The organism is Arthrobacter oryzae, from assembly GCF_031454875.1.
GTDB classification, from domain to species: Bacteria; Actinomycetota; Actinomycetes; order Actinomycetales; family Micrococcaceae; genus Arthrobacter; species Arthrobacter oryzae_D.
This window is the reverse complement of sequence record NZ_JAVDRQ010000014.1, coordinates 101815-124806: the sequence shown is the minus strand read 5'-3', so window position 1 is coordinate 124806 and position 22992 is coordinate 101815. Positions and strand designations below refer to the sequence as shown.

18 protein-coding genes and 3 pseudogenes are annotated in these 22992 nt (G+C 63.1%); 16 read left to right on the top strand and 5 right to left on the bottom strand.

Annotation, left to right across the window (positions count from 1 at the left end; translation table 11 throughout):
* Positions 1 to 163 precede the first annotated feature (163 nt).
* The 10 genes and pseudogenes from J2805_RS21355 to J2805_RS21310 all read left to right on the top strand — a co-directional run bounded on the left by J2805_RS21355 (position 164) and on the right by J2805_RS21310 (position 10402).
* Positions 164 to 1297, top strand: a complete 1134-nt coding sequence (locus tag J2805_RS21355) for an FAD-dependent oxidoreductase (protein WP_309979877.1) — start codon at positions 164 to 166, stop codon at positions 1295 to 1297.
* 226 nt (positions 1298 to 1523) lie between these two features.
* A pseudogene (locus J2805_RS21350) lies at positions 1524 to 2016 on the top strand (aldehyde dehydrogenase family protein); the annotation flags it as partial.
* A gap of 42 nt (positions 2017 to 2058) precedes the next feature.
* Positions 2059 to 2796, top strand: coding sequence for a GntR family transcriptional regulator (locus J2805_RS21345; RefSeq protein ID WP_309979875.1), 738 nt, complete (start codon positions 2059 to 2061; stop codon positions 2794 to 2796).
* A 25-nt stretch (positions 2797 to 2821) separates the two neighbouring features.
* Positions 2822 to 3493 carry a GntR family transcriptional regulator gene (locus J2805_RS21340; RefSeq protein ID WP_309979873.1) on the top strand — a complete coding sequence of 224 codons (672 nt, stop codon included), beginning with the start codon at positions 2822 to 2824 and terminating at the stop codon, positions 3491 to 3493.
* Between the two features lie 399 nt (positions 3494 to 3892).
* Positions 3893 to 5329: a glycoside hydrolase family protein gene (locus J2805_RS21335; protein ID WP_309979871.1), complete on the top strand. Its 1437-nt coding sequence runs from the start codon at positions 3893 to 3895 to the stop codon at positions 5327 to 5329.
* Between the two features lie 49 nt (positions 5330 to 5378).
* Entirely contained in the window at positions 5379 to 6713 is a 1335-nt protein-coding gene (locus J2805_RS21330) for an ABC transporter substrate-binding protein (RefSeq protein WP_309979870.1), read from the top strand.
* A 44-nt stretch (positions 6714 to 6757) separates the two neighbouring features.
* Complete coding sequence (locus tag J2805_RS21325; protein WP_309979868.1) at positions 6758 to 7639, top strand: carbohydrate ABC transporter permease; 882 nt, start codon at positions 6758 to 6760, stop codon at positions 7637 to 7639.
* Entirely contained in the window at positions 7636 to 8541 is a 906-nt protein-coding gene (locus J2805_RS21320; RefSeq protein WP_309979866.1) for a carbohydrate ABC transporter permease, read from the top strand. The genes J2805_RS21325 and J2805_RS21320 overlap by 4 nt, the downstream gene beginning before the upstream one ends.
* A gap of 38 nt (positions 8542 to 8579) precedes the next feature.
* A complete protein-coding gene (locus J2805_RS21315; protein WP_309979864.1) occupies positions 8580 to 9659 on the top strand; it encodes a LacI family DNA-binding transcriptional regulator in 1080 nt (359 codons plus the stop codon).
* Between the two features lie 38 nt (positions 9660 to 9697).
* Complete coding sequence (locus tag J2805_RS21310; protein WP_309979863.1) at positions 9698 to 10402, top strand: SOS response-associated peptidase; 705 nt, start codon at positions 9698 to 9700, stop codon at positions 10400 to 10402.
* A 39-nt stretch (positions 10403 to 10441) separates the two neighbouring features.
* On the opposite strand, the gene J2805_RS21305 is transcribed toward J2805_RS21310, so the two are convergent.
* Positions 10442 to 10783: a DUF1801 domain-containing protein gene (locus tag J2805_RS21305; protein ID WP_309979861.1), complete on the bottom strand. Its 342-nt coding sequence runs from the start codon at positions 10781 to 10783 to the stop codon at positions 10442 to 10444.
* A gap of 372 nt (positions 10784 to 11155) precedes the next feature.
* Here J2805_RS21305 and J2805_RS21300 point away from each other — a divergent pair, with 372 nt between their 5' ends.
* Complete coding sequence (locus J2805_RS21300; RefSeq protein ID WP_309979859.1) at positions 11156 to 11488, top strand: ribosomal maturation YjgA family protein; 333 nt, start codon at positions 11156 to 11158, stop codon at positions 11486 to 11488.
* A gap of 52 nt (positions 11489 to 11540) precedes the next feature.
* Here the strand turns inward: J2805_RS21300 and J2805_RS21295 are convergent, their stop codons facing one another.
* Positions 11541 to 12362 (bottom strand): hypothetical protein, encoded by an 822-nt coding sequence (locus J2805_RS21295; RefSeq protein WP_309979857.1) that lies wholly within the window; start codon positions 12360 to 12362, stop codon positions 11541 to 11543.
* A gap of 79 nt (positions 12363 to 12441) precedes the next feature.
* Here J2805_RS21295 and J2805_RS21290 point away from each other — a divergent pair.
* Positions 12442 to 12798: pseudogene (locus J2805_RS21290) on the top strand (CoA transferase); the annotation flags it as partial.
* A gap of 63 nt (positions 12799 to 12861) precedes the next feature.
* On the opposite strand, the pseudogene J2805_RS21285 reads toward J2805_RS21290, so the two are convergent.
* From J2805_RS21285 to J2805_RS21275, 3 genes and pseudogenes are all read right to left on the bottom strand, one after another.
* Positions 12862 to 13002 (bottom strand): annotated as a pseudogene (locus tag J2805_RS21285) (thiolase family protein); the annotation flags it as partial.
* Positions 13003 to 13058: 56 nt separating this feature from the next.
* A complete protein-coding gene (locus J2805_RS21280; protein ID WP_309979855.1) occupies positions 13059 to 15314 on the bottom strand; it encodes an immunoglobulin-like domain-containing protein in 2256 nt (751 codons plus the stop codon).
* Positions 15315 to 15435: 121 nt separating this feature from the next.
* The gene (locus tag J2805_RS21275; protein WP_309979852.1) at positions 15436 to 17973 is read right to left on the bottom strand and encodes an alpha-L-arabinofuranosidase C-terminal domain-containing protein; all 2538 of its coding nucleotides are present in this window, start codon (positions 17971 to 17973) and stop codon (positions 15436 to 15438) included.
* Between the two features lie 366 nt (positions 17974 to 18339).
* Here J2805_RS21275 and J2805_RS21270 point away from each other — a divergent pair, with 366 nt between their 5' ends.
* From J2805_RS21270 to yjfF, 4 genes are all read left to right on the top strand, one after another.
* Complete coding sequence (locus J2805_RS21270) at positions 18340 to 19323, top strand: ABC transporter substrate-binding protein (protein WP_309979850.1); 984 nt, start codon at positions 18340 to 18342, stop codon at positions 19321 to 19323.
* A 79-nt stretch (positions 19324 to 19402) separates the two neighbouring features.
* The gene (locus J2805_RS21265; RefSeq protein ID WP_309979849.1) at positions 19403 to 20929 is read left to right on the top strand and encodes a sugar ABC transporter ATP-binding protein; all 1527 of its coding nucleotides are present in this window, start codon (positions 19403 to 19405) and stop codon (positions 20927 to 20929) included.
* On the top strand, positions 20926 to 21957 hold the full coding sequence (locus J2805_RS21260; protein WP_309979847.1) for an ABC transporter permease: 1032 nt from the start codon (positions 20926 to 20928) through the stop codon (positions 21955 to 21957). The genes J2805_RS21265 and J2805_RS21260 overlap by 4 nt, the downstream gene beginning before the upstream one ends.
* Positions 21957 to 22973, top strand: a complete 1017-nt coding sequence (gene yjfF / locus J2805_RS21255; RefSeq protein ID WP_309979845.1) for a galactofuranose ABC transporter, permease protein YjfF — start codon at positions 21957 to 21959, stop codon at positions 22971 to 22973. Before J2805_RS21260 ends, yjfF begins: the two co-directional genes overlap by 1 nt.
* Positions 22974 to 22992 lie beyond the last annotated feature (19 nt).

Below are 22992 nucleotides of genomic sequence, written 5' to 3'. Positions count from 1 at the left end.
CTGCAGAAAGCCATCCAGTCCGTCCTGGAAACCCCGGAATACAAGGAATCCCTGGAGTACTGGGGCCTGGGCGAATCAGCCATCACCGAAGCCGCGCTCCGCTAGGGGCGTCCGTGCAGCAAATGGCAATCGGAAAAAGTGGACAGGGAAAGGTGCTCTAACCATGGACGGAAAACTGGCTGTCATAGGCCTGGGCAGCATCGGAAGCATGGCGTTGTGGCAGGCATCGCGCCTGACTGACTCCGTCACGGGATTCGAGGCGCAGTCACCTGCCCACGGCAGAAGTGCCGTGGGAGGTGACACCAGGCTCTTTCGGATGATCTACCGCGGAGTACCTGACCTGTACCCCATTCTGGAACGCTCACGTGATCTCTGGGCTGAACTGGAAGCAGAAACAGGGCAGGACATTCTGACCCGCTGCGGCGGCCTGTCCATCGGCACCGCCGACGGCCCCTACATCCGCAGCCTCCTGGAAACCGCACGAACCAACGGGGCCGCCCACGAACTCCTCAGCCGCGAAGAGATGGCACAACGCTACCCGCAGCACAACCTCCGCCCGGATGACTGCGCCGTCTACGACCCGAACGCCGGGGTTCTACGCACCGACCGTGCCGTCACAGCCGCGGTTGCTGCGGCGGAGGCCAACGGCGCGACCGTCCACACCAACACCCCGATCGACGGCATCACCGAAGCCGAAGACGGCGTCGTCATCACCTCAGGTGAGAAGTCCTGGACCTTCGAGAACGCCATCGTCGCCTCCGGCGGCTGGTCCCAGCGCCTTATGCCCGACTACCTCAAAGCCGCAACCCAGACAAAGCGCGTCTTCCTGACCTGGTTCGTCGCCCGCGACGCAGCCCAGTTCACCCCGGAAAAGTTCCCCACTTTCAACCGAATGTACGAGGAGCGATCCATGTACGGTGCACCCGCCGTCGACGGGGTCACCGTCAAAGCCACCCTTGACGGCCGCGGCGCACCAGTATCCAACCCCGACGCCGTGCCCAGAGGACTCTCAACAGCTGACATCGCGGAGACCACCGAAACCGTCGCCGAGTTCATCCCCGGCCTCATCCCCAACATCGTCCGCTCGGACGCCTTCCCGGAGCTGTACACCAAGGACGGCAACCCCCTCGTTGGCCGGTTCAGAGAAGGCGGCAGGATCTACTGCGCCACCGGCTTCTCCGGCGGCGGCTTCAAAAATGCCACCGGCTACGGCCACATTGCCGCACACGAAGTCCTCGGTAAACAAACCATAGAGGGCATGGACTTCGTACGCCCTGAACGGTTTATGACGAGCTAAACCAATCCCCCCTCCCCGGAGAATCCATTCCTTACGCCACCGAAAGCGTGACATGAGCCTCTCATTTGATCCCACTACTCTTCATTCTGACTTGTTCATCGACGGTGCCTGGCAGAAGGCCGCCAGCGGCGCCACGGTCCCGGTCGAGAATCCGGCCACGAAGGAAATCATCGCCCACGTCGCCGACGGCGGATCGGAGGACGCGGGCCTGGCGATTCAGGCAGCGGAACTGGGCGGAAACGCCCCCTTCATCGTCCTGGCCGACGCGGACATCGAAAAGGCAGTCGACGGGGCCATGAAGGCCAAAATGCGCAACATGGGCGAAGCCTGCACCGCGGCCAACCGCTTCTTCGTGCACCGCTCCGTCGTCGGGGAATTCAGCGAAAGGTTCGCCAAGAAGATCTCCGAACTGCGGGTAGGCAACGGCGCCCTGGAAGGAACCGAAATCGGCCCCCTGATCGAACAGAAGCGCGAAGTCCTCCGCCTCGCCAATGACACCGAGTGGGGTCTTGTCGGCTACGTCTTCACCGAAAGCACGGAGAAGGCTCTCCGCTTTTTCTGCCGAGCTGGAAGTGGGCATGGTCGGCCTGAACACCGGCCTTGGTTCCAATCCTGCAGCACCGGTCGGCGGCATCAAGCAGTCCGCCCTGGGACGCGAAGGCGGCAAGATCGGCATCGAAGAATTCCTCGAGTACAAATACACCGCGCTGGCAATCTAGAAAATATGTAGCATGGCGAAGCGGGAGAAGAGTGGGATGTCAATGGCGGCACCAGAAGGACTCTTTGCACTGGAGGGGAGATCCACGGCGCAGCTGATCGCCGATCAGCTGCGGGAAGAAATCATCCAAGGGGCCATCCGGCCAGGGCAACAGATCAACGAATCCCTCCTGGCGCGCCAGCTCAACATGTCCAGGGGTCCCCTTCGGGAAGCACTCCAGCGGTTATGCCAGGAAGGAATCCTCATCAGTCGGCGCAACTACGGGGTGTTCGTCCTGGAAGTAAAACCGCATGACCTCCGGGAGATCTACGAGGTTCGTGAGTCCGTCGAATCCTCCGCCGCCAGCAAGCTGTTGGACGGCAGCCCGCAGCAGATCAAAAACACCTGCGAAGGGCTGACGAAAATTGTGGGCGAAATGGCGAAGCAAGTGGCCACTTCAGACTGGCAGACCATCGCACGGCTGGACTTGCAGTTCCACTCAGCCCTCGTTGCCGGCATGGGTAATTCCCGTTTCACCAGGATCTACAAGACACTCGCGGCTGAATCCAGGATGTGCATCCTCGACCTGGAAGTCTCCTACCCACGGATCGACGTACTGGTTCAGGAACACCAAAATATCCTGGCTCTGTTGGAGGCGGGCGACAGGAAAGGTCTCCTCGAGGCCATCAGGCGGCACATGCAAAAAGCCGTCGAGGACCTCACCGCAACGCAGCAGGACAAACGAATCCGCGCCTCAAGACTTCTCCTGCCTCCAGTTCCAACCCCGCCGGCCGCGGTATAATCGACAATCGACAAGAGGGGGCACGATGGACAGCAAGTTCAAGTGGCAAGAACAGCGGACCACGACGCCGGACGGCGTGTACCGTGTGTTGCGTACGGCCATCCTGGATGGAACTGTGCCTCCAGGGGAGCAACTGCGGGAGACACACATTGCTGCCGATCTCGGGATCAGTCGGTCCCCGCTTCGTGAGGCGCTGACCCGGCTTGAGGAGGAGGGCCTGGTCGTGAAGATCCCGTTCAAGGGGTCGTTCGTTATGCAGGTGAGTGCTCGCGACGTCGCCGAGATCGCTTCAATCCGTTTACTTGTCGAGCCTTACGCTGCTGAACTGTCGGCCGCTACGTTGCGCGGTCCTGAGCGGCTTCGGTTGAAGCAGACCATCGAGGAACTTTACCGGGCCACGGACACCAACAATATCCCTGCCAGCGTTGATGCTCACCTTCGCTTCCACAGGCTCTTCTACGAATTCTCGGGGAACGCGGCCCTGCACAGTCTTTGGAACGGTTGGGAGAACAAGCTGCGCCTCTACTTCGCGGTCGACCATCCGACATACAGCGACCTCCATGAAATCGCCGTTGAGCACGAGAGACTTGCTGCGTTTGCTTTGGAAGGTGACTTCGATGGCTTCCGTCAGGAGATGGTCGGTCAATTCAAGAATGCGCTCAGTGCCGAAAGTCTGAACCAAACGCAAGATCTTTGAGCTCGGCAGCGCCATCTCGCCATTTCCCATAGCGTGACTCTCAGCACCGGAGTTATAGTCTGCACGCGGACTCCGGACGGAGTGGGCTACAGACGGACGCCGGATGGCTTCTCCGCCGTGGCGATACCTACCCAGCCCGATGCTGCCGTTGATGCGCTCCGAGGCGGAGGCAGGCGAGCCACATACTGCCGGCTGAGGCCAAAGCGACAAAGGTTCGACTCAACCTGACCTGTCCTTGGCGAAGCCAGGTCAGACGGCCCCCTTGGCCGTATCCGAATCATTCCCAGCAATTCACTGCCCGTCCGCAGAAAAAAGTTTTGCTAAAACGCTTGATCAAATCTATCCAGGCACTTAGTCTGATCTTGGTTAAACGCTTTAGCAGATTGGACGTCATAGCCGATGGATCGCTCACTTTTCTTCAAGCCCGCCGATGGCTGGGTGGGAGACCTTATCCCCTTCGAGCAAGACGGGGAGTTCTGGCTCTTCTATTTGCACGAGATCCGTGAGGACCCCAAGCCCGGGACATCCTGGCATCTCGTCACAACCAAGGACCTCGTGCAGTTTGAGGATCACGGGGTTTCGCTGCTCCACGGCGGAGAGGATGATCTTGACTTCAACGCGTACACGGGCAGCATCGTGTGCGACAAGGACGGCATCCACCACCTGTTCTACACAGGGCAGAACCCGCATAACGTCGGCGCCAACGGTGCGCCGCTGCAGCTCGTCATGCATGCCACCAGCACCGACGGCATGATGACATGGGGCAAGCACCCGGAACTGACGTTCGGCGCGCCTGACGGCTACGAGGCCGGCGACTGGCGCGACCCCTTCGTTTTCCGCGACGAGGAGGCCGGGCAGTGGCGGATGCTGATCGCTGCACGCCACGCCGACGGGCCCGAACGCCGCCGCGGGGTCATTGCACAGTGCGTGTCCACAGACCTGATGACGTGGGAGCACACCGAGCCGTTCTGGGACCCCCGACGCTACATCACCCACGAATGCCCCGACGTGTTCGCCTGGGGCGACTGGTGGTACATGGTCTACTCAGAGTTTTCCGAATCCTTCACCACCCGCTACCGAATGGCAAAAAGCCCCAACGGCCCCTGGATTGTGCCGGATCTCGACAGCATCGACGGCCGGGCCTTCTACGCCTCCAAGACAGCCGAACGGGACGGACGCCGCTTCTTCTTCGGCTGGATCGCAAGCAAGGAGAACAACCGCGATAACGGCCCCTGGCAGTGGGCCGGCACCATGTCAGTGCTCGAAGCTCGCCAGAACCCCGACGGAACGCTGGCATTCTCCTTCGCCGACGAGCTTGTGGAGAGTTTCTGGTACGAAGCCCCGATAACGCTTGGCCGGAGAGTTCCCATGACGATTGATGTCCCGGACAGCTATGCGGCCGTGGTGTCCGAGGAGGATCTACCGGGGCAGTTCTACGCCAAGGCAGTGCTGCAGATCGCCCCCGGCACCACAGAGTGCGGGCTGCTGCTCCGCTCCAGCGCCGACGGCGACCGCTCCTACGTTCTCCGCCTTGAACCCAAGCGCGGACGCATGGTGTTTGACCGGTGGCCTCGGGATGTCACCGGAGATGCGCAGTGGCAAGTCTCCGGCGACATTCCCTTCGAAATTGAACTGGAACGCCCCTGTGACCTTGGCCCCGGCGAACACATTCTCGAAGTCGCCGTGGACGGCGACCTCTGCGTCGCCGTCCTGGACCGGCAGGTCTCCCTCAGCACGAGGATCTACGACTTGCCCGAGGGGCGGATCGGCGTCTTCGCCGGCGAAGGATCCGTCAGCGTCACCGAACTTGAAATACGCACCCGGACCGACAAATGAATACCCGCCCGCTCCAACTTATCCGCCCCAATCAAGGGAGATTGCCGCAATGAAAAACCTGTTCCGAACTGCCGCTGTGGCCGCCGTCACCGCCCTGGCCCTGGCCGCCTGCGGCGGCGGAGGGACGGCCGACCCCTCCAACGTGAGCCCCACCGGGGAAATCAAACCCCGCGAAATCTCGTGGCTGCTGTCCCGGCCGGCCGACGGCGCAGTCATCAACATCATGAAAAAGCTCGCGGACGACTACGCGAAGGAGCACCCGGGCTTCTCGCTGAACCTGATAACCACCCCCGACCGGCCCTCCTATATCCAGAAGCTTGAGACCCTGGCAGCTGCGAACAAGCTGCCCGAGCTTTTCGACACCGACGCCACACCGTTTGCCCAACAGCTGGCTAAACAGGGCAAAATGGTCGACGCCGAAAAGCTGCTCAGATCGCTTGATCTCTACGACAACTACCGGTCCAGCGCGCTGGACTACCAGCGGTTCGACGACGGGTCCCTGCACATGATTCCGTTCCAGTTCGAGCTGGAGTACATCTGGTACAACAAGGCCCTGCTGCAGAAGGCGGGAGTGGCCGCCCCGAAGTCCCTCGATGACCTCCCCGCCATGTGCTCTGCCCTGCGCAGCGCCGGCATCACGCCCATCGCCATCGACGGGCAGGACCAGTGGCCGCTGGAACGCTACATCGCCTACCAGCCGTTCCGTGCAGCAGGCCCGGACTTCATCCAGAAACTCAAAAAGGGCGAGGCCAAGTTCTCCGACCCAGCAGGCCGGAAGACCGTTGAATGGCTGGCCGCACTCGGCAAGGCGAAGTGCTTCCAGGACGGGTTTTCCTCACAGGGATACTCCGACGCCCAGAACCAGTTCACTTCGGGCCAGGCTGCGATGTACAACATCGGCACGTGGGAGCTGCCGAGCCTCGCCACGGACAAACTGAACCCCGATGTGCGTGATGACATCGATTTCTTCACCTTGCCCACGACTGAAGGGTCCGTTACGGCAGCCAACGAATTCGTCTCCCCCTCCGGAATCGGTATGGCGGTCAACTCCAAGACGTACGACCCGCTCGTTAGCGACTTCCTGAAGTTCACCCTGCAGAAGTACCCGGCCGAATACGCGGCCACGGGTGCCCTCTCACCGACCGCCGACGTCGAAACCGCCGTGCCCGCCAACGCGACACCCTTGTACAAGAAGGCCCTGGAGAAGGCCAATGACCTCGGGGACGAACAGGCCATGCCGTGGGACACCCAGCTCGACCCGACCACCAACGGCAGGCTGCAGCAGGAGCTCGTGCTCCTCGTTCAGGGCGACATCACGCCCGAACAATTCACCAGCACGATGGACAGCACCATCGCGCAGAACGCCCCGAAGTTCTTCAAGTAACCGCAGCGGTGGGGGGCTCCGGTCCCCCACCCGAAAGGCCCATCATGCTTCCCAACAGGTCACGACTCTCCGTCCTGGTCTTCCTGCTCCCGCCACTGCTGCTCTACGGCGCAGCTGTGCTATTCCCGATCCTCCAGTCCCTGTTCCTGAGCTTCTTCTCCTGGAACGGGATCACCGACATGGAATTCGTAGGACTGGCCAACTACGTGCGGATGTTCACCGGCGACGACATCTTCTGGCGTTCCTTCTTCAATGCCCTCGGCTACCTGGCCATCTGCCTGGTCCTGCAGCTTGGCGGCGCCTTGCTCGTGGCCAGCCTCCTCACCTCGCTGCGGCGGGGACGGGAGCTCATCAAAACCCTCTACCTCCTGCCCGCGGTGATCTCGACGGTGGCCATCGCATTCCTCTTCGTGCGCATCTACTCCATCGACCCGGTGGGCCTGCTCAACCAGGTCTTGCACTGGATCGGGCTCGGCGCTCTCGAACGACCCTGGCTCTCAGATATCAACACCGTCCTGGCAGCCGTGTCAGCGCCGGAAGGATGGCGGTTCACCGGCCTGTACATGCTCATCATTTACGCGGCGCTTTTGTCCGTTCCGCAGGAACTGGAGGAAGCGGCCCGCCTCGACGGGGCATCCCGGTGGCAACTCTTCACCAAGATCCGCTTCCCCCACATCCGGCCCGTCTGGATCACCACCACCATCATGGCCACAACCTACGGCCTGCGCGGATTCGACATCCCCTACCTGATGACAAACGGCGGCCCCGGGCAATCCTCGGAACTGCTGACCACATACATGTACAAGACAGCATTCACGAGCACCGACTTCGGATACGCCAGCACCATCGCCGTGTTCATCGTCGTCGAATGCCTCGTCGCCGTCGGACTCATCCTCTTCATGCTCAAACGAAAGGCGGACGCATGACCGCAACCGCAGCCCCGCTTACCCGGCCTGTCACCCCCACGCTCAGCAGTCCGCCTCCGCTACGGAGGCGGCGCAAGCCCGAGCTGTACAGCACACTGTCCAAGGTGCTGATCGCCCTTATCGTCATCGTGCAGGTCTACCCGCTCGCATGGCTCTTCATCACCAGCCTGCGCACCGAACACGACTTCGCAACCGGTGACCCGTTCGGGTTGCCCAAGTCCCTCACCTGGGAGAACTACGCCCGGGCCTTCGAGACCGGCAACCTCGGGATGAATATCCTCAACAGCTTCATCGTCACCATGGGAGCCAACCTCCTGATCGTGCTCCTGGGAATGATGGCTGCCTACGCACTCCAGGTCCTCGGGTTCCGCTTCAGCAAATTCGTCCGCAGCCTGTTCCTGATCGGGATCATCGTGCCCGTCCAAATCGCCCTCGTACCGCTGTTCATCGACTACTCCACGATCAATCTGCTAGACACCTACCCCTCGATGATCATCCCGCTGGCCGGCTTCGCCCTTCCCATGTCCATCTACCTGTTCTCCTCCTTTTTTGAATACATCCCCCGCGAAACGTACGAGGCGGCCTCGCTCGACGGAGCAGGGCCGTACCGCATCTTCGGACTCATTACCCTGCCCCTGTCGGTCAACACTGTTGTGACCGTGGTGCTGGTCAACAGCATCTTTATCTGGAACGACTTCATCTTCGCCAACACCTTCGTCCTCTCCGAAGAACTGAAGACCATCCCGCTGGGTCTGCAGAACTACATCGGAGCCATGGGCAAGACCGACTGGACGGCCACGTTCGCGGCCGTGTGTGTCACGATCACGCCTCTGTTACTCGTCTTCCTGGTACTGAACAAGGCAATGATCCAGGGTCTGGAGAGCGGGGCGAGCAAGGGATGACGGCAACAGCAGACGGATATACTCCTGAAGGAGGGCAGATGATTTCACAGGAGAAAAGTTCGGGCACGCCATCGGGTGCGGGCACACCCCGAAAAAAACCCCCGCGTCCCCAGCCAGTCACCCTGCGTGAAGTCGCGGAAGCAGCCGGCGTCTCTACCGCCACCGTCTCCCTGGTCGTAAACAACAAAAAGGCCGCCCGGATCTCCGACGAGACCCGCAAGCGGGTGCGGGACGCGATCCGGAACCTGGGCTACCGGCCCAATGCCATGGCGCAAACTTTGGTCAGCGGCAGTTCCCGGTTCATCGGACTGGTCGCCGACGCCATAGCCACCACCCCCTTCGCCGGCCAGATCATCCACGGCGCCCAGGATGAGGCCTGGAAACACGGATACGCCCTTCTGATCGCCAACACCGAGGGCAATAGCGAACTGGAGACGGACGCGATTGCCATGATGCTCGAATACAAAGTGCGCGGCATCCTCTACTCGACCTGGTTCCACCGCGCTACGGACATTCCCGCCTCCCTCCGTGAAGCGGACTTCGTCCTCGTCAACTGCTTCTCGACGGAACCCGGCGCACGGGCCGTCGTCCCCGATGAGGCACAAGGCGGACACTCAGCGACCGAGATCCTGCTACGTCACGGGCACCGCCGGATCGCCTTCATCAACGCCACCATCCCGGCCCCTGCCAGGGACGGACGGCTCCAGGGCTACCGGGAAGCGCTGGAAGGGGCGGGTATTCCGTTCGACGAGGACCTGGTCCTGGAAGCCTACCCCGACCAGGAAGGCGGATATGGGGCCACTGAAGACCTCCTCAGACTCGGCGCCACGGCCGTGTACTGCTACAACGACCGAATGGCGATGGGACTGTACGACGGGCTGCGCGAGCAAGGCCTGTCCATCCCTGCCGACATGGCAGTGGTGGGATTCGACAACCAGGAAGTCATCGCCGCCCACCTCCGCCCCCCGCTTTCCACGGTGTCCCTCCCGCACTACGAATTAGGCGCAGCAGGAGTGCGGATACTGCTGGGCCTTGACGAAGCACCGTTGCAGGAAGCCGCTAAAATCTACTGTCCCACCATCGAACGAACCTCCGTCCAGGCACTTGCACCCGCATAGACAGCCCTTGACCGGTGTTCGTGGGGCAGAATGGGCGTATGTGCGGCAGATACGTGATGTCGAAAGCTACCGGCGACCTTCTCTCCGCTTTTGATGCCAAGGAGGTCGAAGGCAGCCCGCCTCCTCCTAGCTGGAACGTGGCTCCAACACAGGACGTTCCGATCGTTGCCGAGCGGCTGGACGAGGGCGTTATTGACCGGCGCCTGCTCATCGCCCGGTGGGGCCTGGTCCCGTCCTGGGCCAAAGACCTCAAGATCGGTTCACGGTTGATCAACGCCCGCAGCGAATCCATCCTGGAAAAGCCGGCCTTCCGCAAAGCCGCCGTGAAGCGTCGGGCCCTGATCCCCGCAGAGGGGTACTACGAATGGGAGAAGACCCCGGACGGAAAGAAGATCCCGAATTATCTCTACTCGGAGAAGGAGGAACTGCTCGCGTTCGCCGGTCTCTACGAATTCTGGCCGGACCCGTCGCTCCCCGAGGATGACCCGGGCCGCTGGCTGCTCAGCTGTACGGTCCTCACCACGACTGCCCACGACTCTTTCGGCCATGTCCATGACAGGGCGCCGGTCATCATCCCGCCGGACGTGTACGCCTCTTGGCTGGACCCGGCCAACACCGACAAAGACGCGATAGAGCAGTTGCTGAATACCATCCCGGAACCGGTTCTCACCCCACGGATCGTCAGCGACCGCGTGAACAGCGTCCGGAACAACGGCCACGAGCTGATCGAACCGGCGTCATGAGAAGTTTCGAACATTGCCCACAGCGTGGCACGGACCGTGTCAGCCAACCGCTTTCTCGACGAGCGCGCGGATCTTGGCCTCCGTCGCAGCGTCCAGCGAGGTGATTGTCCACGCGACCGGGTGCATGTGGGCGCCCTCCTCGCGTGCGGGGTTCACAACTTCGCCAAAGCCGAACGCGATGAAGTCCTTATCCGGTTTGATGTAGCAGATGTCCTTGCCGTCCTTCACATAGAACGGGAGTCCCCAGCGGACGATCGGCTCTAATGAGGGCGCGCTCTCCCGGATGATGCGATGCAGGCGTTCTCCAATCTCCCGGTACTGTGCGGGTGCTTCGCTGAGTTTGCTGAGAACGGCCGCATCACCCTTCTTCGTGAACATCATGTTCGAGCCTCCTTCAATTGTCGTCAGGCAAGAGTTGCTGCCGGCCTCGTGCGCCCGTGGATCCCAAGGGCGTCTGCAACCGGCGACGGCGCCAAGCCTACGTCGCCGGGCCGGAGGTCGTCGAGGCATGATTCAGTGCAGCTTTCCCGTCATCGGCCGGCTCGCCTACCGCAGCAGACCACTGAGCTAGGCTGAAGGCGGAGATTCTAGGGAGTCCCCCTCGGGGAGGGAAATGTGCAGCTTCGACAATGGGGGCCCGGGACGGTGAACTTTTCTGGGAAACGTGGCGGTGCCGGTTCCGTCGAACCGGGGCGTTCAAGAGTCAGACGGGTCTTGCTGTGCGTCGCCGGGCTGATGAGCGTTGTGTTGGGGTTGAGCATTCGCACACTCAGCGATGCGGCCTGGACCGGCCCTGCCGGTGATGGCCTGTACGCGGTTCTGGTCTACGTTCTCGTGGCCATCCTGATTCCGTCGAAATCCAAGGCACTGATTGCAGCCGCAGCCGTTACGATCTGCGTGGTGATCGAGCTGTTCCAACTCACTGGCCTTCCTGCCGAACTCGGAGAAGCCTGGCCACCCCTTCGGCTGGTCCTTGGAACCACGTTCGGCACCGCGGATTTGTTGGCCTACGCCGGTGGTGCGGCCGTCGCTTACGGAGTGGATCGGAAGATGGGCACAGCGGTGAATAGCACTCGCCATCACTAGGCGTCTGGACCAGCCTGGGTTGCGGCCTCTTTCTGCCGGAAGGTGCCGGTCTTCAGGCCATCACATTGAGCGTGAGTTCCACGGCACCGAGGAAGAGTGCCAGAACCGATGTGCCAAGCCCGGCCACCAGAAGCAGGCCGGGGTGGGCGAGACCCACCACAACGCGCCGGAGTTGGGGCGAATGCCGCAGGAAGCTCTTGGGCAGCCGCGAATTCTGCGGGATCTGGCGCCAGCCGCGGAGACCGCGCAGGAACCACGCACAGCGCACAATAAGCGCCATCCACAACACCGAGACAACCAGCGGGACCGCTGCCAGGAGCAGGTTGAACCCCAATGACGTCACGGCACGCTCCGAGCTTCCGGCCAGTGCCTGTACCGTTGTGGAAATCGAAGCGCTGGCCACCACGGAGAGGCCCCACACCATAAACGCAGCCGTCAGCGCGAGGAACCGGACAAAGAAGTGCGCGAGCACCGATTCCTTCTGTGGCTTGAGGTACCGGCGCGGGGTCGCATGGAGCACGGCCACAGTGCACGCCAGTGTGGGCAGGGCGGCCATCCCCACAAGCACGTACCAGGTCCAGCCGGCCAGGTCCACGAATTCGTCAGCGATGATCAGCAACGCCCAGAAACCCGTCCACGCCCAGCCCGCATGCAGCGGATTCCGGACCAGCCAGGCGGGCAGCCGCGGAGGCAGCGGGACAGTCGGCGGGACAGAGGGCCGGGAAGCAGGATTCCGGACCGTCCTATTTGCAGCTGGCGCAACAGCCGCCGGACCGACGCCGACTGGGCCGCCCGGCAAGGCCCCTCCCTTCGCGCCCGCCAAGGCGCCTGCCTGGGCGTCCGGCGGGTCTTGTTCCCCTCCAGCCATGCTCATGGGCTCACTGTAGCAATGCGGGCGGCGGGCCCGGGTAAAGGAAATCCATACGGGCGGCGGCTCAGTACTTCAAGTGCGGATGGCAGGAACGCTGAGGTCGGTTGGGCCATACCGGGCGAGTCGTTGCTCGCCGGTGCGCTTGTCCCGGAGTTATCGGAGGGTGAGGTCGATGCCTTCGAGTCCCCGAGCCACCCCTTGTCTCGGTGCTGGCTGCTGTCTCATGCCGGCGAGGCTGCGTCCTGGCCCCGGGCCAGACGCATCAATCACGGGATTCGGCTCTGCCGGAGGAGCTGCCCTGCCCGGCTACGACCTGTTGGTCCAGGCAATGTCCGGGCTCATGAGCCTTACCGGAGGTCCGCAAACCCCCGCGTATCGCTCCGGCGTGGCGGTCTTCGGTGTCATAACCGGACTCCGCGCCGCCATCGCCGTGCTTTCCGCGCTCCATGAGCGCAGCGAGAGTGGCCGGGGCCAGCGCATAGAGGTGAACCTCATCCATGATGATGGCGCTCAGGCCGGAGGCGCAGAGCCGGTTGACGGTGATCCCGGAGACGGTGTCCGGGAAGGCGGCGAGCAGCCATGCCATGCGGGCGACGTTGCGGTTCTCCTCGCTGGCACCGTTGGCGTTACCGAGGATCACTTTTCCCCCTGCCCCGTGCCAGGGGGTGTGGACAATGTCCACACCCCCTGGCCGGAGCCTTAACCGAGCTGGCTGTGCAGGCGCTCCAGCTCAGTCCTGGTAACGGGCAGGACCGTGCCGTGGCGCGGTGCGCGGGGCAGCTCGTAGTTGGTGGACAGCTTCCAGTCGGGGTTTTCCAGGCTGGTGCTTTCCAGCGGGATGTAGCCGCGGCCGCCGAATTCATCGACGAACAGGTAGTACTTCTCCTCGGTGTTCGATTTGAAGACGGTGGGCCCTTCCACGCCGCCCGTTCCGGCGTTCTTGCCGATGCAGTTGCCCATCAGCGACCAATTGCGGGGGTTCGTGCCGGGCAGGTCAACGGCCAGCAGGTCCTGGGACTTTTCCTGCATGATGTCCAGGCAGCCGGAGACACGGCCCTCATCCTTGGTGAACCGATAGAACGTGTCGCCCTCCTTGATGACGGTGGAGTCAATGACCGAGTTACCCGGGTCATTCCACACCTTGGCCTCGGTGAAGGTCCGGAAGTCCCGGGTGGTGGAGTACATCATCTTGTTGTACGTGCCGCCGGTGTGGTTGGGGTCGTTGTCGGCGTAGAGCTTGGAGGCCCAGTACACAACATAGGCGCCGATCTTCTCGTCGTAGTGTCCTTCCGGAGCCCAGGTGTTCCCCGCGGTGTCCGGCGCGACCTTCACGTGCCGCTGCCCGGACCAGTTGACCAGGTCGGTCGACTCCCAGACCTCGATGTACTGGCTCCCCTGGCGCTGGGAGGAGTCCCAGCTGGTGCCGCTGCCGATGGAGAGGTCCGTGGCGATCATGTAGAACTTGTCGCCTTCCGGGGAGCGGATGATGAACGGATCGCGGAGGCCTTTGGTGCCGAGTCCGGACGTGAGGACGGGCTTTCCGCCGTTCAGCTCGTCCCACTTGAGTGCGTCGTTTCCGCGACTTGCGGCCATGTAGATGTTCTCGCCCGCGAGATCGTTGCCGGTGAAGTAGGCGAAGGCGTAGCCTTCCTTGGCCTCGGCTTTGGGCAGCGGCAGCACCGTCACCCGGAACTTCTTCCTGTCCTTGGTCTTGCCAAGGGAAACAGTGGCGTGCAGGTTGAGCCTCGCCTCCTCGCTGCCGTAGGCCGGCCGCGTGACCTCGCCGCTGGCAGTGACCACGGACTCGTCGCTCGACGTCCATTCAACCTTGGTTCCGTGCAGCCCCGCCGTGGGAAGGGTGATGCTACCCCTGATCGCGTCGGCATCCCATACGTTCAGCGCCGCTGCGGCCTCGGTGACCTTCTGGTCGTCGCTGATATCTTCCCGCACCGTGACGGTGAACGTTTTCGACGCCGACGCCTCACCTGAGGTGGCCGTGGCGGTCAGCGTCACGGTCCTGTCTCCGGTGCCGTTAGCCGGGCGGGTGACCTCGCCCTGGGCTGAGACCGTGGCCGGATCCGACGAGGACCAGGTGTAAGCCGAGCCGTTCGGGCCGGTGGCGGGCAGCTTCAGGTTGGCAGTCACTGCAGAAGTGTCTCCCAGCGACAGGTCCTGCAGGTCGAGGGCCACCCGCTGTTCCGGGGAAACGTAGCCGAGCTCGCGAACCTCGGCTGCCGAGAGGGCTCGGTTGTAGATGCGGAAATCCCGGACCTGCCCCTTGAGGTACTTGTCACTGCTGTAGACCGACCGCCCGAGGTAGTTCGCCGTCGTCGTTCCTCCCCCAATGCTTCCCGGCGTGATGGTGACGCCGGTCTTGCGGGCAACTTCGGTGCCGTCCTCGTAGAGGACGGCGGTTCCGCCGCTGAGGGTGTAGGTGATGGTCTTCCACGCGCTGCGCACCAGGTCCCGGTTGGCACTGAGGGTCTGCTCGGTGGACCAGTTGCCGCTCGCGATGGAGGTCCGGTACGCGTTGCCGGTGGTGAACAGGTAGCCGTTGCCGGTGCCGTTGGCGGTGTTGCCCATCCCCCAGATGAAGTAAGGGGCGCCCTGGTCGGCCGCGATCTTCACGTCGGTGGAGACGGTGATGGAGTCGAGCCCGCGCATGACGTCGTTTGGGAGCCGGACGTGGGCGTTTGTGCCGCCGAGCTGAAGCCCTTCGCTGCCCAGCGCGGTGGCGTCACCGCTGATCACACCGTTGCGTCCGTTGCCGGAGCTGTCCTCCGCCACGGTCCCGGCGGCTTCCGTCAGGTTGTACTTGAGGACCAGGCCATCGTGGATGGCGGAGTGGGCCGGCGCCGCAGCGACCAGACCGCCGAGCGCCAAGGCTGCCGAAGCGGCCAGTGCGGCTGCACCAAGTGCTGGGCCCGTGCGGGCCCTTGAGGGTGTTGGAAACATTGAGACGCTTTCGTTCGGGCGGCCCGGAAGCCGCTGGGGGAATGTTCCGGGTAAGGGGGAAGGCCCGGCTGTGCAATCCAGCCGGGCCTTCCCGGTCCAAGCGTTGGCTTTGGTGTGCCGCCTACTTGCGGGCTGCGGCGAGCCGGATGAAGGTCACCGACTTGGACTCGAACTCATAGGTGAATGCCGCCCCGGCTCCGTTGAAGGTGCTCGCCGCCGGGGCCAGGTTTTGCCCGTCGGCAGTCTGGGTCAGGGTAGTGACCGCAGCCGTAGTGCTGATGTTGGCTGCGCCTGCCACCTTGATGTCCACCGGCGTCTTGTCCGCGGAGGTGTTGACCACCTTCACGATGGTGTCGCCGGACTTGGCGTCCTTGGTGACGACGGAGTAGACGGGATCGGCCTGCGTGTCGTCCACCGTGCCCCACAGGACTCCGTCCAGGTAGAGCTTGGCCGTGCGCCCGGTGACCTCGATCCGGATATCGTATTCATGTCCGGTCTGGATCACCGTGTTCTTCTCGATGACATTCGTCTTGCCGCCGTTGACGGCCTTTTCGACGACGGACTTGGAGTTGTTCCAGCCGCCCAGGTTCCACCAGAAGTAGTTTCCGGTGTCCTTGACGCCGAAGGAGACGAGGAAGCCTTCGGAACCGGCCAGCTTGGTTGCCTTGGTGCTGAGCGTGTAGTTGCTCCAGTCGGCGCTCCCGGCGGTCACCAACGTGTTCTGGGCGGTGGTGCTGGACTGGACGTAGCCGCCGTCCTGGATGGACCAGGATCCGGTGCCGTTGCCGGTCCACGCCGCGGCGGTTCCGGAGAAGTCGTCGCTGAAAAGGGTCGCGCCGTCCTGGCCGGTGACCCTGACGTCGTCATAACGGGCGGAGGTGGCCCAGGTGGACAGGCCGATCTTGCCGGAAATCGGCACCACGGTGGATGCCGGGTTGTCCTGCGTACTCGGCACCACCTGGTTGCCGACATTGTTCATGAACAGCTTCTGGACCTCGTAGTTGGGTGTGGTGCGCACGGAAGTTCCGTTGAAGAACATCATGTCCGGGCTCCACTGCGTGTTCGCTTCGTTCGCGATCAGCGGCGCGTACGAGGCCATCTTGACCACGTCCGCATTCCGCTCGAGCCCCGTCATGTAGGAGGCTTCGGCCAGGGCGTTCTCCGGCTTGTTCCCGCGGGACGCGTACTCGCCGAGGAAGACCTTGTAGCTGTTGCGGTCGTAGGAGTCGTAGCGGTGGTTGTTGTTCAGGAACCAGGACGGTTCGTTGTAGTAGTGCTCGTCCACGAGGTCCACACCCGTCTCGGCGTTGAACTTGGAGAGATCGTCGAATTCGGGACCCTGGCTGAACGGGCCGGTGTTTCCAATGATCTGGATCTCGGGGTGGGCCTTGCGGACGGCGTTGTAGAACTGCGTGAAGTACTGCTTGAACTCCGGCTTGTACTCCTCGTTGCCCAGGCCGATGCGGTCCAGGTTGTAGGGTTCGGGGTGGCCGTAGGCGATGCGCTTGGCGCCCCATTCGGTGCTGGCATCACCGTTGGCGAATTCGATCAGGTCCAGGGTGTCCTGGATGTACCGGTCAAGCGTGGCCTGGTCCGGGGCCTGCTCGGTATCGCCGCAGCCGGTCACGCCCACAGGGACCACAGGAACGGGTGCGGCTCCCATGTCCTCTGCCCACTGGAAGTACTCCATGTAGCCCAGTCCGTAGGTCTGGTTGTAGCCCCAGAAGTTCCGGTTCGCAGGGCGCTGCTCCACCGGCCCGATGGTTTCCTTCCACTGGTAGGTGCGGGCCCGCGTGTAGTTAGGGGCCGAGTAGGTGTCATAGCTTCCGGTGTTGACGATGCAGCCGCCGGGGAAGCGCAGGAATCCGGGGTGCAGGCCGTTGATCTTCTCGGCGAGGTCCTTGCGGAGCCCGTTTTCCCTGCCGTTCCAGGTGTCTTTGGGGAACAGCGAAACCATGTCGAGCCGGACGGTGCCGGTGCCCTGGACAAGGGTGGCGAGCCGACCGGCGTCCGTGGAGGTCTTGGGCGACAGGGTCACCTCGTATTTGGCCCAGCTGTCACCCTTGATCTTGACCGTGGCGATGTCCAACCGGGTACCTTCCGGGGTCTCCAGCGTCACGGCGAGGGTTGACCCGGCGGGATTGGACGTGCGCGCCCACACTGAGTAATTGTACTTTTTGTGCGCCTCGAGCTTTTGCCCGGCGTTCCAGCCGCTGTTGCGAACGCCCACTCCGGCACCGGTTCCCGCGCCCGCGCTGGTGGCTTCGATCTGCAGGTAGTTCCGGTTGTTCTCGTTCAGCCGGTTGTTGTCATTGACGACGGCGACTGTTCCGTCGCTGCCCCGCTTCAGGGTTTCCCAGGCGGTCATCGGAGTGTAAGTGCGGTTGTCCCCGGAGTTGAATTCAAAGGACCGGTTCTGGACAAGTTCCGCGTAGATGCCGCCGTCGGCGCCCTGGTTGATGTCCTCGTAAAAGGCTCCGTACATTGTCGAGTCGATTGCAGGCCCGGAACCGGCGGCGTCGATGCTTATGGTCCGGTTCTGCGCAGACTCGGCATTGGCGCCGATGGCCGGAGTCAGTGACAGCAGAGCGGCCGCCAGGGACCCGGCAAGCACCAGGGTGCAGGTCCGCTTAACGGGACTTGATGGTTTGGATGGCATGGAAGGGAGGCCTTTCTCCATTGAACGGTTCGCCGATAATCGGCGCAGGCTGCGGCCAGCTGTTGCGTAGTGGTTGCCGGCGCCAGGACATTGCTGATACCAGGCTTGGCGAAAGCTTGGAGGCGAATTGTGAACGCTAACAAATTGCCGACCGAAGTTGAGTATTCGACATCTTTCGCTTCCTGTAAAGAGCATTTTCAAAATTCAACAGTCCGTCAAGGGATGCTTCGAAATTGTGACCGGGGCTACTTGACGACGCAATTGTTAGCGTTCACAATGTTCCACAGAGCGCATCAGCTCACTTGCAGCAATGGCGGTGTTGGCAGTCTCCCGCCTGCAATATAACTATGCTTCCGGGAGGATGTTGTGTTTAAAAAATCCCTGCTTGCGGTGGCCGCCGCATCAATGCTTACCCTCACTGCGTGCGGCGGAACAGCTGGCGCCGGCAGTGCTGCCGGCAACTCCGGCGGTGACAAGATCACCATGGGCTTCGCCCAGGTTGGCGCCGAGAGCGGTTGGCGGACGGCCAACACCAAGTCGGTCCAGGATTCGGCGAAGAAGGCCGGAGTCGACCTGAAGTTCTCCGACGCCCAGCAGAAGCAGGAGAACCAGATCAAGGCCATCCGCTCCTACATCCAGCAGAAGGTCGATGTCATCGCGTTCTCCCCCGTCGTGGAGTCCGGCTGGGACACCGTGCTGAAGGAAGCCAAAAACGCCAACATCCCGGTGATCCTCACAGACCGTGCGGTGGACTCCACGGACAAGACGCTCTACAAGACCTTCCTCGGCTCCGACTTCGTGGAGGAGGGCAAGAAGGCCGGCGACTGGCTGGTCAACGACTCCAAGTCGGCAACCGACACCGTCAACATCGTCGAAATCCAGGGCACCACCGGCTCCGCACCTGCGAACGACCGGAAGGAAGGCTTCGCGGAAGCCATCAAGGCTGACCCGAAGCTGAAGGTCGTCGCCTCGCAGAGCGGCGACTTCACCCGCAGCGGCGGCAAGCAGGTCATGGAGGCCTTCCTCAAGAACAACGCTGACATCGACGTCGTGTTCGCCCACAACGATGACGAGGGACTCGGCGCCATCGAAGCGATCGAAGCCGCCGGCAAGGTTCCGGGCAAAGACATCAAGATCATCACCATCGACGCCGTCAAGGACGGGATGACAGCGCTGAGCAACGGCAAGATCAACTACATCGTTGAGTGCAGCCCCATGCTCGGCGACCAGCTCATGGATCTCGCGAAGAAGGTCATTGCCGGTGAGAGCGTGCCCGAGCGCGTCGTCACCGAGGAGACGACCTTCACGCAGGAGCAGGCCAAGCAGGTTCTCGCCAGCCGCCCCTACTGAGTCGCGGCGCCCCTGAACGTCCGTGCGGCGGCGGATCACCGCCGCCGCACGGCACACCAATCACAGAAAAGACACGAGGATGAACGAAATCGTTCCGGTCGTCGAGATGACCGACATAGCTATTGGATTCCCAGGGGTGAAGGCGCTCGACGGCGTCGATTTCCGCCTCTTCCAAGGTGAGGTCCACGCCCTGATGGGCGAGAACGGAGCTGGGAAGTCCACGCTGATCAAGGCCCTGACCGGTGTGTACACCATCGATTCGGGTGCCATCACGGTCCTCGGCGAACCGAAGCGGTTCTCGACACCGGGCGAATCCCAGGCAGCGGGCATCAGCACCGTCTACCAGGAAGGCAACCTCTGCCCCAACCTCACTGTTGAGGAAAACGTCCTGCTGGGCCGCGAGCCCCGCCGTCGGGGTTCCATCGACTGGAAGGGCGTACGGGCCCGGACCCGGGAGGTCCTGGCCGAACTGCAGTTGGACCACATCGATCCCGGATCCCTGCTGTCCACCCATTCCATCGCCGTCCAGCAGCTGATCGCCATCGCCCGTTCGGTGGAAATCAACGCCAAGGTCCTCATCCTGGACGAGCCGACGTCGAGCCTGGACGCCGACGAAGTCAGCCAGCTGTTCCGCGTCATCAGGGACCTCCGCGACCGCGGCGTCGCCGTCCTGTTCGTTTCCCATTTCCTGGAGCAGGTCTACGAGATCTCCGACCGCATGACCGTCCTGCGCAACGGAAAACTCGTGGGTGAGTACCTGACCCGCGACCTCTCCCGCATGAGCCTCATCTCCAAGATGATCGGCAAGGACATGGAGGCCCTCGCCGAACTGGACCAGGCCCCCGCCCGGACCCGCGCCGGCAGCGGCGCCGGCGTCACGCCCTTCATCGAGGCCCAGGGCCTCGGCCGAAAGGGGTCGGTGTCCAACGTGGACCTGTCCATTTATCCGGGTGAAGTGGTGGGCCTGGCCGGCCTGCTCGGTGCCGGCCGGACGGAGATCGCCCGGCTCCTTTTCGGAGCGGACAAGGCCGACGAAGGCTCCATCAAGGTCAAGGGCTCGGGCCAGAAGATCCGTTCGCCGCGCGTGGCCATCGATAAGCACATCGGATTCTGCTCCGAGGACCGCAAGGAAGAAGGCCTCATCGGGGACCTCACCGTGCGTGACAACCTGGTGCTGGCCATGCAGGCCAGCAAGGGCTGGGCGCGGCGCATCCCCCGCCGCGTCCAGGACGAGCTGGTGGCCGAGTACATCCAAGCCCTCGACATCCGGCCAGCCAACCCCGACGCGCTCATCCGCAACCTCAGCGGCGGCAACCAGCAAAAGGTGCTCCTGGCCCGATGGCTGGTGACCCACCCCGAACTCCTGATCCTCGACGAGCCCACCCGCGGCATCGACATCGGAGCCAAGACCCAGATCCAGAAACTCGTCAACAAACTCGCCGCCGACGGGATGTCGATCCTCTTCATCTCCTCAGAACTTGAGGAAGTGCTGCGAGTGAGCGACCGCGTCGCGGTCATCAAGGACAGGGCAATGGTCGCGGAAATCAACAACGACGGCGTCTCCGTGGAAGACGTCATGACGGTCATCGCCGGAGGTGCCCAGTGAAATCACTCCTCAAACACCGCCTTGCCTGGCCGGTGATAGCCCTCGCGGCGCTGCTGCTGCTGAACCAGATCTTCCGCCCCGACTTCCTGGGCCTTCGAATGCAGGACGGGCACCTCTACGGCAGCCTGATCGACATCATGCGCAACGGTGCACCCACTATCCTCATCGCCCTCGGCATGACCCTGGTCATCGCCACCCGCGGCATCGACCTCTCAGTCGGAGCAGTGGTGGCGATCGCCGGTGCCGCCTCGTGCGCCTACATCGCCGCCTCCCCCGAACCCGGGTCCCCGGTGACGGCCGCCACGGCGGTCCTCATCGCCGTCGTCGCAGGCCTCGCCCTTGGCGTCTGGAACGGCTTCCTGGTCTCCACTATCGGCGTGCAGCCGATCATTGCCACCCTGGTCCTCATGACAGCCGGCCGCGGCGTCGCCCAGCTCATCACCGGCGGCCAGATCATCTCCGTGTCCAACGACCACTACAAGTCAATCGGCGCCGGATACCTGTTGACCCTGCCGATCTCCATCCTCATCACCGCGGCCGTCTTCGTCCTGGCCGCCGTCCTCACCCGGCGCACCGCATTGGGAACCCTGATCGAGGCCGTCGGCATCAACCCCGTCGCCAGCCGCCTGGCCGGAGTCCGCGCACGGAACATCATCTGGATCGTGTATGTCTTCAGCGCCGTGTGCGCCGCGATCGCCGGCCTGATGATCAGCTCAAACGTCACGGCAGCCGACGCGAACAACGCCGGCCTCTACATCGAGATGGACGCCATCCTGGCCGTCGTCATCGGCGGCACCTCGCTGGCAGGCGGGCGGTACACCCTGGTGGGAACCGTCGTCGGGGCCTTCATCATCCAGACCCTTACCACCACCGTCTACACCCTGGGCATCCCGCCGGAGGTCACCCTGGTGTTCAAGGCCCTCGTCGTCATCACCGTTTGCCTCCTGCAGGCACCCAAGGCGCGGAACCTGCTCAACAGCTTCAAGGCAGCGCCCAAGCCCGCCGCAAAGGAAAAGGTCGCCATCTAATGTCTCCGCTGTCCACGCTCACGCCCCTGACCGTCAAGCAGCCGTCGCCGGCGCGCAGCCGCCTGCGCGGAGGTGCCCGCTACGCGCCGACGCTGGCCACGGTGGGCCTGTTCCTCGCCATGTTCGCCGTGGGGGCGGGGATGTACCCAAGCTTCCTCTCCGGCCAGGTCTTCCTGAACCTCTTCATCGACAACACCTTCCTCATCGTGCTGGCCGTCGGCATGACCTTCGTGATCCTCACCGGCGGCATCGACCTTTCCGTCGGGGCCGTCGTCGCACTGTCCATGATGGTGAGCGCCACGCTGCTGCAGCAGGGCTGGAACGCAGGGGCCGTCATCGTCCTCGTGCTGCTCATAGGCGGCGGGCTCGGGCTCCTGATGGGACTGATCATCCAGTACTTCGACATCCAGCCCTTCATCGTGACCCTGGCCGGCATGTTCCTGGCCCGCGGTCTCTGCTACGTCATCAGCCTCGACTCCATCCCGGTCACCGAGGGGTTCTTCACCGGTATGGCGCAGGCACAGATCCCGCTGCCCGGCGACCTCTTCGTCTCGCCCGGCGTCCTCCTGGCCCTCGGAATCGTGGCCATTGCCGTCTTCGTCCTGCACCACACCCGCTTCGGCCGGACCGTTTACGCCATCGGCGGCAACGAACACTCCGCCATGCTGATGGGCCTGCCGGTGAAGAGCACCAAGATCCTGGTCTACGCCCTTAGCGGCCTCTGCTCGGCTGTTGCCGGCATCCTGTTCTCTTTCTACAGCCTCTCCGGCTACAGCTTGGCTGCCCAGGGCATGGAGCTCGACGCCATCGCTGCGGTGGTCATCGGCGGGACCCTGCTGACCGGCGGCACCGGATATGTGCTCGGATCCGTCGTCGGGGTGCTCGTGCTGGGGATAGTCCAGACCTTCATCGCCTACGACGGCACACTCAGCTCCTGGTGGACCAAGATCGTCATCGGCGGCCTGCTCCTCGTCTTTATCCTGCTCCAGCGGCTCTTCGCCCGGAAAGCCGGCTGAGTCTTTACCTGTCCCGCGC

Coding starts and splice junctions, on each gene's coding strand:
- J2805_RS21355 (WP_309979877.1), top strand. CDS start 164: ATGGACGGAAAACTGGCTGTCATAGGCCTGGGCAGCATCGGAAGCATG.
- J2805_RS21345 (WP_309979875.1), top strand. CDS start 2,059: ATGGCGGCACCAGAAGGACTCTTTGCACTGGAGGGGAGATCCACGGCG.
- J2805_RS21340 (WP_309979873.1), top strand. CDS start 2,822: ATGGACAGCAAGTTCAAGTGGCAAGAACAGCGGACCACGACGCCGGAC.
- J2805_RS21335 (WP_309979871.1), top strand. CDS start 3,893: ATGGATCGCTCACTTTTCTTCAAGCCCGCCGATGGCTGGGTGGGAGAC.
- J2805_RS21330 (WP_309979870.1), top strand. CDS start 5,379: ATGAAAAACCTGTTCCGAACTGCCGCTGTGGCCGCCGTCACCGCCCTG.
- J2805_RS21325 (WP_309979868.1), top strand. CDS start 6,758: ATGCTTCCCAACAGGTCACGACTCTCCGTCCTGGTCTTCCTGCTCCCG.
- J2805_RS21320 (WP_309979866.1), top strand. CDS start 7,636: ATGACCGCAACCGCAGCCCCGCTTACCCGGCCTGTCACCCCCACGCTC.
- J2805_RS21315 (WP_309979864.1), top strand. CDS start 8,580: ATGATTTCACAGGAGAAAAGTTCGGGCACGCCATCGGGTGCGGGCACA.
- J2805_RS21310 (WP_309979863.1), top strand. CDS start 9,698: ATGTGCGGCAGATACGTGATGTCGAAAGCTACCGGCGACCTTCTCTCC.
- J2805_RS21305 (WP_309979861.1), bottom strand. CDS start 10,783: ATGATGTTCACGAAGAAGGGTGATGCGGCCGTTCTCAGCAAACTCAGC.
- J2805_RS21295 (WP_309979857.1), bottom strand. CDS start 12,362: ATGAGCATGGCTGGAGGGGAACAAGACCCGCCGGACGCCCAGGCAGGC.
- J2805_RS21280 (WP_309979855.1), bottom strand. CDS start 15,314: ATGTTTCCAACACCCTCAAGGGCCCGCACGGGCCCAGCACTTGGTGCA.
- J2805_RS21275 (WP_309979852.1), bottom strand. CDS start 17,973: ATGCCATCCAAACCATCAAGTCCCGTTAAGCGGACCTGCACCCTGGTG.
- J2805_RS21265 (WP_309979849.1), top strand. CDS start 19,403: ATGAACGAAATCGTTCCGGTCGTCGAGATGACCGACATAGCTATTGGA.
- yjfF (WP_309979845.1), top strand. CDS start 21,957: ATGTCTCCGCTGTCCACGCTCACGCCCCTGACCGTCAAGCAGCCGTCG.